The organism is Spirosoma flavum, from assembly GCF_042686045.1.
In the GTDB taxonomy this organism is placed as follows: Bacteria; Bacteroidota; Bacteroidia; order Cytophagales; family Spirosomataceae; genus Spirosoma; species Spirosoma flavum.
Window position 1 is genome coordinate 551,710 of the sequence record NZ_JBHUOM010000002.1, and the last position, 14,771, is coordinate 566,480.

The window sequence follows — 14,771 nt, forward strand, 5'->3', positions numbered from 1 at the left end:
GTACGTCAAAGCGATTTTCGAACGACAAGGTGGAACGGATTCTCTACGTGTTCTACACTGGCGTTCAGTACTAATTGGGCCGCAGTTCGCCCCATTTGGGCAAAATCTGTTGACACAACCGTGATGCCGTCCAGCAGAAATTCTTTCAGTGGGGTGTCATTGTACGAAAGGATGCCCACTTCCTGACCGACAATGTATGGTGTTGTCTTAATCCTCTTGATCAACTCGACCAGATCTTCTTCCATCAGGTTAATGTAAGCATGTTGGGGCTGAATCACCTCATCCTGAATGTTGTTGATAACCTGTGCTTCAAAGCCATGTTCGTAACAGAATTTATAGAATCCGTTTAATATGGCCTTCGGATGGTAGGTGTAAGCGGGGAACAGAATACTTAGGGTCGTGTATTTTTTTAGAAGTGGCAGGGCATCCGTCAGCGATTGATAAAGGTCTCGTTCAAAATTTTGGAATACGGCTCCGTAACTCCCCGTTATCCCTTCTACCAGTTTGTCCAGAATCACTAATTTGTGTTTCGGTAAACTATTGATCAGCTCATCGGCTTTTTCTCCCCCCTCAAAAAAATGTCCGATAATAACATAGTGAGTATGATTGCGAGCCTGCCGCTGAATCAAGTCCCGAAACAACCGAAAATCATTGTTGTAAATAAAAAAATCAATAGCCACACCCGGTCCCAGCAGTTCTACAAATGAATCATAAATGATCTTCTTATGGACGCTCAACTTGTTGAATAACAGGAATATTTTTAAGTTGTTCCCCGTTGGCGTATAGTTGATATAAAACCCCTTGCCCTTAACAGCGCCGATAATTTCTTTCTCCTTCAAGAGTTCATACGCTCGTTCGATAGTGCCTTTCGAAATGTCGAATTCGGCGGATAGTTCATGAATGGATGGGAGCTTATCGCCCGGCAGAATATCCCGATTCTCGATTCCTTCAATAATTGAGTTGTAAATCTGCTGGTACTTAGGTGTATTCGAGTAATCGTTAATTTTAATATGATAAAGCATAATAAAGTAGGAGTTGGAGCCAGGTTGAAGGAAAAGTAAGTAGCTGCCAGAAAGTACTGTGTACCTATAAGGGGTCTTAAGAACTTAGGAGTCCCTGCAGGTATATGAAAAGAAGAACACGAAGCTTATATATTGAAAATACTGAGAAAATTATTCAAAAAATGATACTACTGGGTATGTATAGGAAAGTTGTAGAGACACATGTGGTAATATTTGGCTATTAAATTGACTTTTTTTGAAGCCAATTTATATCAATTGCCCTTATCTTATCTAAATATGACCATGAAAAAACTCTATCAGTTAGTGGCACTGAGTATGGTAGTAGGCTCATTGACAAGCTTTGCCCGGGAGCCCAACAATAGTCCACAAAAAAACCGTACGCTTACTAATAGGCTGATCGGACTGAATACCCCAATGCACTCGGATGAAACATTAGCGGACGTTACCATAACGGGTAAAGTGAGTGATGAGAAAGGAGAAGGATTGCCGGGCGTAAGTGTAATTGTGAAGGGATCTACACAAGGAACTACCACCGATGGCACGGGCAGCTTCAAAATTGTAGCGCCAAACACCGATGCGACGCTGGTCTTTAGTTTCGTTGGTTATGGGCGAAAAGAAGTGGTTATCGGTACGCAAACATCGATTAGTGTTACCCTTGCGCCAGACGACCAAACGCTGAACGAAGTGGTTGTGGTTGGCTATGGTAGTCAGTTGAAAAAAGAAATAACGGGCGCTGTTCAAACGGTAAGTGCTCAGGAAATTAAAGATCTTCCCGTTTCTCAAATTGGTCAGAAACTACAGGGCCGTCTGGCCGGTGTTCAAATCAACCAAACCACTGGAAAGCCCGGTCAGGGTATATCCATCCGTATTCGTGGGCAACAGTCGGTCTCAGCCGGTAGCGATCCGTTATATGTGATTGATGGATTTCCAATTACGGGTAGCATTGGGCAAATGAATCCCGATGAAATTGATGATATTACGGTTCTGAAAGATGCCGCGTCTACGTCTTTATATGGCTCGCGGGCGGCCAATGGTGTGGTGTTGATCACGACCAAAAAAGGCAAGCCCGGCCAGACCAACATTAGTTTCAATACGTATGCGGGTGCGCAACAGGTGCCGATGCGGGGACGGGTGAAAATGCTGAACGCCGTTGAGTTCGCTCAATTCAAAAAAGAATACTACCAGGATCAGGGCCAGGCCGTGCCCGTTGAATTTCAGGATCCATCGCAATACGCAGGCAAAAACAACGACTGGTATAATGCGCTGATTCGGGTAGCTCCCGTCCAGAGTTACAATTTGAGTATTTCATCGAACACAGAAAAATCAAATACCTCATTAGTTGCCGGGGTATTTAATCAGCAGGGTGTCGTGATCAACAACGAGTATAAGCGGTATTCGCTCCGGCTTAACTCGAACTATAACCTGTCTAACAAGGTATCTATCGGCTTCAACGTGGCTCCTTCCTATGTGTTCGATAACACCCCTAAAACGGATGGTGATCGGGGCACCGGGATTCTGTTCAACGCGCTGCACACCTGGCCTGTTATGCCCATCTATGATGCTAATGGTGAACTAACCAAGTTTAACAATTTTCCGGGAAGTACGGGCAACATTTTTGCCTATCCGAACTGGGTACGGGCCGCGAATGAACTGAAAAATGAAACGAGAAATACAAACCTGCTGGCGAATGCTTATGTTCAATACCGGCCGGTTGCCGGGCTAACGCTCCGGTCGACCATCAACGTTGAGTATTTGAATTCCAAGTATTTCTTTTTTAATCCGTCGACAGCCACCAATTTCATAAACGTTCCGATACCAACCACCGCCGTTTCGATACGGCAGAGTACGGAAAACATATCGTGGCTCAACGAAAACTTGGCTACCTACTCTAAAACCATCAACAGCGATCATAATTTTGAGCTGCTGGCTGGTTTTACTCAGCAACGTTTCCATCAGGATTTTACGCAGATTCAGGCCAATACGTACGCCGATGATCGGCTTCCAACTATCCAGGGAGCGCTTAATATAGACCGATCAGGTAGCCCAGATAATAATACCAGAAGTGGTGTTCAAGAGTGGTCATTACTTTCCTATCTCTCGCGGTTAACGTACAATTACAAAGGCAAATACCTGTTCACTGCCGCCGTACGTAGTGATGGATCGTCGCGTTTCGGCTCGGCCAATCAATATGGTACGTTCCCGTCGGCTTCGGTAGGCTGGGTACTATCGGACGAGAATTTTCTCAAACCAATCACGCAGGTGTCCTTTGCAAAAGTCCGGGCCAGCTACGGTTTAATTGGTAATAATAATATTGGTAACTATAGCCAATATGCGCTGGTTAACAATACGACAAATGCCGTTTTTGGCAGTAATGTCGCTACAGGTGCAGCATTAACCTCGCTGTCTAACAAGAACTTAGGCTGGGAAAGGACTAAGCAGTTTGACATTGGCCTTGACTTAGGGTTGTTTAACGATCGGATTCAGTTCGTGTATGATTTTTACACCAAACGAACCTCGAACCTCCTGTATGCTGTACAGATTCCGCAGGAATCGGGTTTTACGAACTTCACCGATAACATTGGCGAAATCAAATTCTGGGGTCATGAATTTTCCATCACGTCCAAAAACACAACGGGTAAACTGCAATGGACAACCAATGCCAATATTTCGTTTAACCGAAATATAGTTGTTTCGCTGGCACCTGGAATCGACCGCGTATATGGGGACGATCACATCACGCAGGTCGGACAACCATTTGGTATGTTCTATGGCATGGTTAAGCAAGGGTATTATCAAAACGCCGATGATCTCAAGAATTCGCCAAGTATTCCGGGCCGGTCGGCAGTCGGGACTATCAAGTTTAAAGATGTTAACGGTGATGGTGTCATTACCTACGGTGGTGATAAGGATGACCGGGCGATCATTGGCAGCCCTTTTCCTAAATTCACGTACGGGCTTGTCAACAGCTTTCGCTTCGGCAAATTCGATGCGTCGATTACGGGTTCTGGTTCCTATGGCAATCAGCTTTGGGTACGTCACTTATATAGTACAGCCAACCTGGACGGTGTGTTCAATATGGTGGAAGGCGTAAAAGATCGCTTCCGGGTTAGCAGTGACGGTACGGTTATAACGCCAGGAAAGGGCATGTTTGGCGTAACCAATGGCGGTGGTAACTACACCGGTGTTGAGAGGGACTGGAACAGTTCGCAATTTGTAGCCAATGCGTCGTATTTCACGATTAAAAATATAACGATTGGCTATACGATACCACCGGTGAACAAGCTGTTCAAATCGGCCCGCTTATATGCCTCTGTGCAGCAGGTTTATGTATTCACGAAATACTGGGGTGGACCCAATCCGGAAACGAGTGCTAACGGCGCTGGAACTGGTCCCGGCGATAATTTAAGTCAGGGCGTCGACCTGTCCAACTACCCCGTTCCCCGTACCTACACGCTGGGCGTCAATCTGAATTTCTAGGCTTATAAAGTCTATCAAACTTATTTTTTAACATTCTTACTAGTCACAAAGGATGAAAACAAAACTTATAGCTACCTGGCTTTTAGGCGTTGCCCTAACTGGTTGCCAGAAAGATTTTTTGACCATTGTTCCTCAAACGGCCCTTAGTTCGGCTACGTTCTTCAAAACAGAATCCGATTTCCTGCAAGCGGTTAATGGGACTTATGTGCCACTTCGGTCTAGCTTCAACGATCGGGCATGGGTATTAGAGGAAATGCACTCCGACAATACGTATTATGCCCGGAATACGCTTTATGGGGCTGTAGATCCGACGGAGAACGTCGCTGATTTTGCGGTTCCGACATCTGGCGGGGTCACAGCGAACGACAACGTACTGCAACAATATCGACTCGATTATTTGATTATCTCTCGGGCCAATCAAATTCTGGCGCTAATCGACGGTGCCGGAATAACGTTTAGTTCAGATGCATCCAAGGGCAATCTGAAGGGGCAAGCCTTATTTCTCAGAGCATTCGCTTACTTCGATTTGGTTCGTTTGTTCGGTAAGGTTCCCCTGCATTTAACGCCTGTTGTGGGTCGTGAAGATGCGGCATTGCCCTTATCAACGACCGATCAAATTTATGCGCAGATTGAGAAGGATGCGTTGGCTGCTAGCACCCTGTTGTTAAATAAATTGAACCAGGAACCTGGTCGGGCAACATCGGGAGCCGCAAAAACGCTATTGGCGAACTTGTATATCACGCAGAAGAAATGGGCACTGGCAGAACCCTTAATGAAATCGGTTATTACCAATGACGGGTATGTGCTCATGCCTGATTATAACCAGGCTTTTTCGTTTTCGGCCAGTAACAAGAACAATCAGGAATCGGTTTTTGAGGTTCAGTATTTAGAAGGTTCGGCGGGCTATAGTGGTAGTTTCATTTATCGCTTTATACCCTCTCCCATAACAATCGCTGAATTGAATCCTATTACCGGTACGTCTAATACGCAGCCTACGTCTCAGGAGAGCAATAATATTCCGACGCCGGATCTTATTGCGGCTTACGAAACGGGTGACAAACGGAAAGATATTTCCATTGGTTACGTTACCCTAAGCCAGAGTCTGCGGGTTAACCAGACGTATCCATACATCAAAAAATATGCACGAACGCATGCATTGCATGGTAACACCGGCACGAACTGGCCTGTCTATCGCTATGCAGAAGTGTTATTGTTTTTAGCCGAATCCTTGAACGAGCAGGGTAAAGCTGGCGAAGCCGCTACCTACATAAACCAAGTGCGGGCTCGTGCGGGTCTAGCTGCTACGACAGCATCATCGCAAGCCGATATGCGCGAGGCTATCTTTAAGGAAAGACGCGTTGAGCTGGCCTTTGAAAACAAACGCTGGTTCGATCTGACCAGAACGGGCCGTGTGAAGGAGATTATTAGTGCCTATGGAGCTCGTGTGAAAGCCAATCCAGACGCCTATTATTTCCCTAAAGGCGCGATTCCTCCACCGAATGCCTTCACCGTATTGGATGATTACTATGGTCTTCCGGCGGTTGAGTCTGCATTAACGCCTAATTTCTAATTTCTCAATAAGTCGGCTTCTGGCAAATAACAACCGACTTGTTGACCGGATGTATTGCGCTGGTAGCAATTTTCTCTTCTACAGGAGGAGATGAGTTTTGTGACTTTTTCTTTGTGAAATCAAGGTTGGTTATCTAGAAGCAGAATCGTTTCGGCTCTGCTTCTATTCTTTCACCTATCTATTAATAGACAAAAAGCCGGTATATCGCTATCATCTTATGCTTTATATGAGAAGGTTACAGCACGTTTTCAATTCGACAGCCCACCGAGGCATTGATATTAATTTACTTACTCAATAGTATTATGTTTTTCACGTACAAACCAGCCAAGTTGCTGCTTATTGTTTCGGCTATTGCACTTGCTGGAACATCTTGGGTCAATATGAGCGGAGTAACGTCCGAAACGACCAAAGCAGACAACCCGAAACTTGATAAGTTAAAGCTGCAACCCGGCTTTAAGGCTGAGCATTTATATAGCCCCTCCGATAACAAGCAAGGCTCTTGGGTTGCTATGGCCTTCGACGATAAAGGCCGGATGATTACGTCAGATCAATACGGATTTTTGTATCGGCTGGAATTGCCGCCTGTTGGCTCTGGGATGCAGCAACCTAAAATCGAAAAGCTGAAAGTTGGTATTGTTCAGCCGGGCGATACAACTGTAGGTATGGGCTACGCGCAGGGCTTATTGTATGCCTTCAATAGCCTCTACGTAATGGTGAACAACTGGGAAAACAAAAACTTCAGTAAAGGTAGCGGCCTCTACCGCTTGCAAGACACCGATGGCGACGACCAGTTCGACAAAGTAACCTTACTAAAAGCCCTCAAAGGTGAACCGGGCGAACATGGTCCCCATAGTATAAAGCTTTCACCCGATAAGAAATCATTATACGTCATTGCGGGTAACCATACCGATGTGCCGCAAATGGATGCCTATCGCCTGCCGTCTAACTGGAAGGAAGATAATCTGTTCCCGCAGATAAAAGACCCACGCGGTCATGCTAACAATCGAATGGCCCCCGGCGGCTGGGTGGCTAATGTTGATCCGGAAGGAAAGCGTTGGGAACTGATGGGTGCTGGTTTCAGAAATGCATTTGATATTGCCTTCAATGAAGCAGGTGATATGTTTACCTATGATTCTGACATGGAGTGGGATTTTGGCCTACCCTGGTATCGACCGACTCGTATTTGCCACGTCACCAGCGGTGCTGAATTTGGCTGGCGTACGGGTAATGGCAAGTGGCTGCCCGGTAATCCAGACAATTTACCACCCGTTTTGAACATTGGTCAGGGATCGCCTACGAACCTTGTTTACGGCGATAACGCACGATTCCCACAGCGATACCGTCAGTCATTGTTCGCCTTCGACTGGAGTTTTGGGATCATTTATTCAATTCATCTAAAGCCTAAAGGGGCTACCTACGAAGCTGAGCGGGAAGAATTTATTTCGGGCTCACCGCTGCCTCTGACCGACGGTATGTTCGGACCCGACGGAGCGCTTTATTTTCTGACTGGTGGGCGTCGCCTGGAGTCTGATTTGTACCGGATTACTTATACCGGCACAGAATCGGTAACGCCCGTTGCCAAGGCACCTGTTCTGACAAAAGAACATCAACTTAGAACCCAGTTAGAGCAGTACCATCAAGGCGCTAATCCGGCAGCCATTGCGGCTGCATGGCCCAATCTGAACCATCCCGACCGCTTTGTTCGGTATGCCGCCCGGATTGCTGTTGAACACCAGCCTGTAGCCCAATGGCAGGATCGCGTATTCACCGAAACCGATCCACAACGCTTAACGCAAGCGGCCATCGCGCTGGCCCGGCAGGGTACTCCGGCTCAAAAAAGCCAATTGCTCAACGCGTTGTTGACAATAAAATACGATCAGCTGCCGGAATCTCAGCAGTTTGATCTGTGTCGTGCGTTCGAACTGGTTTTCCTGCGGATGGGCATGCCCGAAGGCGCTGATAGAGAAAAAGCCATTGCTTATCTGAATCCTCACTATCCAGCTAAAACGGCTCTGATAAACCGGGGATTAAGCAAGGTCTTGATTGCTCTGGAAGCACCGGGTGTGGTCAATAAAACGCTGGCGCTCATGGATATAAAAGACGAACCTGGTAGTAAAGACCTTGGACTAGAAACCAGTACAGCTTCTTCCGATCTTATTCTGCGCAATCCGCAATATGGTCTCGATATTGCCAATATGCTGGCAAAGGTGCCGCCCCTGCAACAAACGTTCTATGCCGTAATGCTCAGTCGTGAAGATACTGGCTGGACACCTGAACTTCGGAACAAATACTTCAGCTGGTTTGCCAATGCGTTTAAATATCAAGGCGGGCGAAGTTATGTTGGTTTCATTGACAGAGCCCGTAAACTGGCCTTAAATCACGTACCTAAAGACCAGTTTGAGAAATACAATAAATTGTCGGGAGCCGATTTATTGACTACATCTGGCAACGATTTTGTTAGCGACTTTTCTCCTAAAGGCCCCGGTCGGCCCTGGAAATTAGATAGTGCCTTAATGGTTGTTGACAGTGGTCTGGTTGCCCGTAATTTCGATACAGGGAAAAAGATCTACTCGGCCATTTTATGTAGCCGTTGCCATTCGATGGGGGGACAAGGTGGAGACATCGGCCCTGAACTGACTCAGCTTGGCACCCGCTTCTCAAATAAAGATATACTGGAGTCTATCATTTATCCCGACAAAGCCATCTCGGATCAGTACGTGTCAACCATTTTCACGCTGAAGAACGGTCAGTCGGTATTGGGTCGCCTGGTTAATGAAGACAAGGCTAACTATTCAATTTCTCAGAACCCATTTGCCCCGGATGATCTTCGGAAAGTCTCGAAGAAAGACGTAGTGTCAAAGAAAAATTCAACCGTTTCAATTATGCTCCCAGGCCTTATTAACAGCCTGAATCCTGGAGAACTCAAAGACTTGATAGCCTACCTAAAGTCGGGCGGTAATCAGGACAATGAGGTGTATAAAACGACAGGTGGTGCAGTGAAAGGTAAATAAAGCGTAACGTGGACGGTTCGCTATTGCAGTCTATAGACCAACCGTCCACGCTACCCAAAACCCTAAAAGAGAAATCGACATGGTAAAAAGGATAGCTTCCAGGTTTTTACAAGTAGGACTATTACTAGCGGTCGTGATGACCGCCAGTATCAATATGTCCTGCATGGCGCAAAAGAAGAAAGATGGCTTTGTTAAGATTTTTGATGGAAAAACGCTCAAGGGTTGGGATGGTGATCCAACTTACTGGCGGGTAGAGAACGGTAATTTGGTGGGTGAGATTACGCCCGCTACGTTGCTGAAAACCAACTCCTTTATTATCTGGCGGGGGGGAGAGCCGGGAGATTTTGAGTTTACCGGCGAGTTTAACATCACTAGCGAGGGTAATTCTGGTATCAACTACCGAAGCGAACAGCTAACCGACGTTCCGTTTGCGTTGAAAGGTTATCAGGAAGATATAGATGGAGCGAACCGGTATACGGGGCAGAACTACGAAGAACGTAAACGGACGACGCTAGCCTATCGCGGTCAGAAAACGCTTATAAAAGCACCAACTGGACCGATGACGCCGGAGGAAGTAAGGGCAAATGTTAAAAACAATGCCTGGAGCGGATTGGCAGTCGTTGGGTCGTTGGGTAGTTCAGATTCACTAAAGACATTAATTAAATCTGAAAACTGGAATACATTTCATTTGGTCGTAAAAGGTAATCATCTTCAACACTACATCAACGATGTACTGATGAGTGATGTCACGGATGACGACGCTGTTAACAGAAAAGAAAAAGGTCTACTAGGCGTACAGGTTCACGTTGGTCCGCCCATGAAAGTGCAATACCGGAATCTGATGCTGAAGCAGTTGTAATAAAATTAATATTTTTTCTTTTTTGACAGGATTAACAAGATTTTCATTCAAACACAATCTTGTTAATCCTGTCAAAAAATCTCGTTCTCTATCCCTTGTTAGGTTAAAGCGGCATTGGCCGACGATAATTGAAAACAGTCTTGACTCAACAATCCTGGACGGATAAAGTATCGAATCACACCCAGATCGGCGGTATCGAGACATCAACGCTGGATAATGGCACTGGGCGGGGTACGCGGATTGCTTGGATAAATACCGGAACGGGACTGCGCTATAAAGTGGTCATTGACCGCGCAATGGACATTGCCGATGCCTTTTATAATCAACACAGTCTGGCCTGGCTCAGCCACACGGGTATTACGCCACCCCAACCCTTTTCGGACAAAGGTGCTGGCTGGTTGCGGACATTTGGCGGTGGCTTATTAATCACCTGCGGACTCTCGCACGTGGGTGGTCCCGAACAGGATGAGTACGGCGAGCGGGGATTGCATGGGCAAATAAGCAACTGCCCCGCCGAAATCGAATCCATTATCCAGCCTGATCCCAGAGCGGGTAAACTAGAGATGAGCATCACCGGTATAATAAAGGAAACGAAGATATTTGGGCCTAGTCTGGAATTAAGACGGACCATATCCGGCACACTTGGACAGCCTTTTATCCGGATTCATGATGAAGTCATAAATAGGGGTAATGCACCCGCGCCACACATGCTGCTTTACCATTTTAATTTCGGTTGGCCTTTGGTCGACGAAGGAACCGATATTATCTGGCAGGGAAACTGGCAGGCGCGGGAAGGCGGTATTAACGCTGATATCTTTCATGAAGGTAATACCTTTCGTAAGTGCCCTGCTCCGATAGACGCGCACAGCGGCACTGGCGAAGCAGTTGCATCAATTGATAGTACTCCCGATAGTTCAGGGCAATGTACTGCCGGATTGCATAATGCTCAACTTGGCATTGCGATGGCCTTACGGTTTCAGAAGGCGCAGTTGCCCTGGCTAATTAATTGGCAGCATTGGGGGAAGGGCGAATACGTGACGGGCCTCGAACCATCTACTAATCAGTTAATTGGACAGGCAAAAGCTCGTGAACAGAGCACGCTTATCTTTTTGGCACCGGGCGAAATCCGGACGTACGATTTAGAGATTGAAATCTTACATGAGAAAGTTGCGATCAACGACTTTATGTCAATACATGGTAGCTGACTACTAATAAACCTCTTATGGAAACAACGGAAAAACTGAGTTTAATAGCAAAAGCATTAGAACAGGGGAAGGGAATTTTGCGGCTAACCCCAACGTGGGTACCTCGGTCTTTTTGTGTGCCAGGGCGTCGAATTAAACTTCACCCGGATGATTATTACGTGTTGGGTGGCGAGCGGGGCGGCATCGACGAACGTTGGTTCTCCTCAACGACCCCCGCTAAAAATGGTCCATTGACGAGCGAAAATGAAGGCTTGAGTCATGTTGTTTTCAATGATGACGGCAAGGAAGTTCAGTTTTTGCTGAAGGATGCCGTGAGTGAGTTGAAAGGCGAATTGATCGGCGACCGTTTGTGGAGTGAGTACGGTGCCTGGCCTATGTACTCTAAGTTTTTTGATAATATGGGCCCTCTGCCCCATCACCTGCACCACAACGATGAGCAGGCAGCCCTGATTGGCCAATTGGGTAAACCCGAAGCCTATTATTTCCCGCCCCAGGTGAATAACCACGGTGGTGATTTCCCCTATACGTTTATCGGAATCGCTCCTGGCACCTCGAAAGAGCAGATTAAAGAGTGCTTACAAAACTTCACCAAAGGCGATAACAAGATCACCAATTACTCGTCAGCTTACCGACTGGAACCCGGTACGGGTTGGGATGTGCCGCCGGGACTGCTTCATGCGCCGGGAAGTATGTGCACGTATGAGCCGCAAAAAGCGTCTGATGTCTTTGCCATGTACCAATCGCTGGTCAACGAAGCTATCATTCCTGAAGAACTGCTTTGGAATGGGACGCCCAAAGATCGAATCGGTGATTTTGATCAACTGATGGAAGCCATTGATTGGGAGTTGAATACTGACCCACAAATGATGGCAAACCGATATATGGTTCCGAAGCCGGTTCGGGATGTGGACGAGATGAAAGCCGAAGGCTATAGTGAGGTCTGGGTGTGTTACAAATCAGACGCCTTCAGTGCGAAAGAACTTACCGTTTTTCCGGGAGAAACTGTAACCATAAAAGATAGTGCTGCCTATGGCTTGATTATGATGCAGGGACATGGAAAAATGGGCGATTGGGCTATTGAAACGCCTGCCCTGATTCGGTACGGCCAGCTAACTAATGATGAGTTTTTTGTGAGCGAAAAAGCTGCTCGCGAAGGGATTACCATTGTCAATGCCTCGACAACAGACCCAATTGTCATGCTGAAACACTTTGGCCCAAATAATCCTGATCTGGTTCTGTAGACGTTCACCGGAATTTAGTCCGGTGAGGATAACTAATTAACAATCCTTACTCTTTCTTCTCATGAACGAGAATAACTATCCTAAACTCCACAACGCCATGTGGCCGGGTGTTGTTGGAAAAGGTCCCGATTCCGAACCCGTTGTGGGTTTCGATACCATGCTGGAACTGACAGCTGCGGCTGAAGTAGATGGGGTGAAATTCGATGGCGTCGATCTAGCTCTCTTCGAGCACATTGATGTCAATATATCGGATGATGAAATTAAAAAACTGGCCGATAAAGTAGGCGGATATAACCTTAAAATTGGCTCGTTGGTAGCGCCAATATGGGGTGGTCCGGCTATGGGCAGTAAAGAAGATCGGGCCAGCTTTGTTGAGATGGTGCGTAAATCATGCCATATCGGCCAGAAACTGACTGAACTCGGTATTCGCCCAAGTGGTGTGGTACGCATCGATTCGGCCAGTTCTCCGCACGACTGGGATGCCGATCCGACGGGGAATTCTAAACTCATTGCCCAAACCTTCCGCGAAGCCTGCGATGTAGCGGCTGAATACGGTGAAAAACTAGCTGCCGAAGGTGAAATCTGCTGGGGCGGCATGCATAGTTGGAAAACCATGCTTGAAACGCTGGAAGCCGTTGATCGTCCGAATATGGGTTTTCAGGCCGATATGGCGCACACGTTATTGTACACTTTAGGCTATAACCGGGAACAGGACCGTATTTTACCCCCCGACTTTGATTGGAGCGACCGGGCTACTTTAGAGGATGCCCTCAAAACCATAACCCAGGCATTACGCCCCTGGACCATAGACTTCCACGTTGCCCAAAACGACGGAACGGTATTTGGCTCCGGCTCACACGATAAAACAGGTCGCCATTGCCAGGCATTAGACCCAAATGGTAAACTAGATGTTGTTCATGATGCCGGTTATTGGTTACGCGACGAAAACGGTATACTGACAAAAGCCTTCAAACACATCTGTTGGGATGGCTGTATGTTCCCCAATGCGGTGATGACTAACCAGCATACCTGGAACGATATTCTGGCTACCATGATCAATGTCCGAAAAGCACATGGCTGGTACGAAGCGTAAAAAATGCTTGGTCATGTAGAGACCGGTTCGCCGGTGCGATAATACGTTGCATCTCGGTATGGTTTCGCTGACCCATAAGAGAGTATACAGACTAGTCCAACAATCCTGAACCTGAAAAATGACACCGAAGAAAGAACTAAGAATTGGTTTAATCGGCACCGGTTTAATGGGCCGAACTCATTCTAACGGATATAAACGCATTGGCGACTTCTTTCCCGAACTGGAGTACCGTCCGGTGTTGAAAGCGGTTTGCTCACGCAACGAAGAAAACCTGCGAAAATTTGCCGATCAGTGGGGGTATGAGTCAGTAGAAACCGATTGGAGGGCTATCATCGCTCGGGACGACATTGACGCAGTCGATATTTGTACGCCAAATGATACGCACGCCGAAATCGCGATTGCTGCCGCTGAAGCCGGAAAAATGATCTTGTGCGAAAAACCCCTTGCTCGTACCTTAGCCGAAGCGCAACGTATGGTGGAGGCTGTCGACAAAGCGGGAGTTCAGAATACCGTTTGGTACAACTATCGCCGTGTTCCGGCTGTTACACTGGCCAAGCAGATTATCGATTCAGGTAAGCTTGGCAAAATATTCCATTATCGGGCCAACTTTTTGCAGGACTGGACTATCAATGCAGACCTGCCGCAAGGGGGAGCTGCTCTGTGGCGACTGGATGCCGACGCAGCTGGGTCTGGTGTGACGGGAGATTTGCTGGCTCACTGTATCGACACCGCCATGTGGCTGAACGGTGGTATCACCGATGTATCAGCTATGACGGAGACCTTCGTCAAAGAACGGGTTCATCAGTTAACTGGTAAAGTACAGAAAGTTAGCATTGATGATGCCTGCATTTTTCATTGTCATTTTGAAAATGGCTCGTTGGGTCTCTTTGAGGCTACGCGTTACGCTCGTGGACATAAGGCTTTGTACACGCTTGAGATCAACGGCGAAAATGCGTCCATTCGTTGGGATCTTCATGATATGAACCGCCTGGAATATTTTGATTATGCCGATGAGTCAATTGTCCGTGGTTGGCGGTCCATCCTTGTAACGGATAGTGATCAGCCTTACATGAAACGCTGGTGGATACCGGGAACGAGCATAGGGTATGAGCACACCTTTGTTCACCAGGTAGCTGATTTCCTCAAGAGCCTGGAAACCGGCGAACCCTGTGCACCAACCTTTCAGGATGCGTTGCAAACCCAGAAAGTTTGTGAAGCTGTTCTGGAGTCGGCAGCTTCTAAAAGCTGGAAAGATACCGGTGCCAAGGGTATATAGACCAAGCAGGTTGCAGT

Annotated in this window: 9 protein-coding genes; 8 read left to right on the forward strand and 1 reads right to left on the reverse strand. The window is 47.1% G+C overall.

Annotated features, from left to right (window positions below; translation table 11 throughout):
• Positions 1–5: 5 nt before the first annotated feature.
• Complete coding sequence (locus ACFS25_RS07780; protein ID WP_381498276.1) at positions 6–1,022, reverse strand: GntR family transcriptional regulator; 1,017 nt, start codon at positions 1,020–1,022, stop codon at positions 6–8.
• Positions 1,023–1,436: 414 nt separating this feature from the next.
• Between ACFS25_RS07780 and ACFS25_RS07785 the strand changes: the two genes are divergently transcribed.
• From ACFS25_RS07785 to ACFS25_RS07820, 8 genes are all read left to right on the forward strand, one after another.
• A complete protein-coding gene (locus tag ACFS25_RS07785; RefSeq protein WP_381500795.1) occupies positions 1,437–4,499 on the forward strand; it encodes a SusC/RagA family TonB-linked outer membrane protein in 3,063 nt (1,020 codons plus the stop codon).
• Between the two features lie 52 nt (positions 4,500–4,551).
• Entirely contained in the window at positions 4,552–6,069 is a 1,518-nt protein-coding gene (locus ACFS25_RS07790; protein WP_381498279.1) for a RagB/SusD family nutrient uptake outer membrane protein, read from the forward strand.
• Between the two features lie 302 nt (positions 6,070–6,371).
• Entirely contained in the window at positions 6,372–9,080 is a 2,709-nt protein-coding gene (locus ACFS25_RS07795; protein WP_381498282.1) for a heme-binding protein, read from the forward strand.
• Positions 9,081–9,216: 136 nt separating this feature from the next.
• Positions 9,217–9,939, forward strand: a complete 723-nt coding sequence (locus ACFS25_RS07800) for a 3-keto-disaccharide hydrolase (protein WP_381500797.1) — start codon at positions 9,217–9,219, stop codon at positions 9,937–9,939.
• 140 nt (positions 9,940–10,079) lie between these two features.
• The gene (locus ACFS25_RS07805) at positions 10,080–11,144 is read left to right on the forward strand and encodes an aldose 1-epimerase family protein (RefSeq protein WP_381498286.1); all 1,065 of its coding nucleotides are present in this window, start codon (positions 10,080–10,082) and stop codon (positions 11,142–11,144) included.
• 17 nt (positions 11,145–11,161) lie between these two features.
• Positions 11,162–12,385 carry a class I mannose-6-phosphate isomerase gene (locus tag ACFS25_RS07810; protein ID WP_381498289.1) on the forward strand — a complete coding sequence of 408 codons (1,224 nt, stop codon included), beginning with the start codon at positions 11,162–11,164 and terminating at the stop codon, positions 12,383–12,385.
• Positions 12,386–12,446: 61 nt separating this feature from the next.
• On the forward strand, positions 12,447–13,478 hold the full coding sequence (locus ACFS25_RS07815; protein WP_381498291.1) for a sugar phosphate isomerase/epimerase family protein: 1,032 nt from the start codon (positions 12,447–12,449) through the stop codon (positions 13,476–13,478).
• A gap of 118 nt (positions 13,479–13,596) precedes the next feature.
• The gene (locus ACFS25_RS07820) at positions 13,597–14,754 is read left to right on the forward strand and encodes a Gfo/Idh/MocA family protein (protein WP_381498294.1); all 1,158 of its coding nucleotides are present in this window, start codon (positions 13,597–13,599) and stop codon (positions 14,752–14,754) included.
• Positions 14,755–14,771 lie beyond the last annotated feature (17 nt).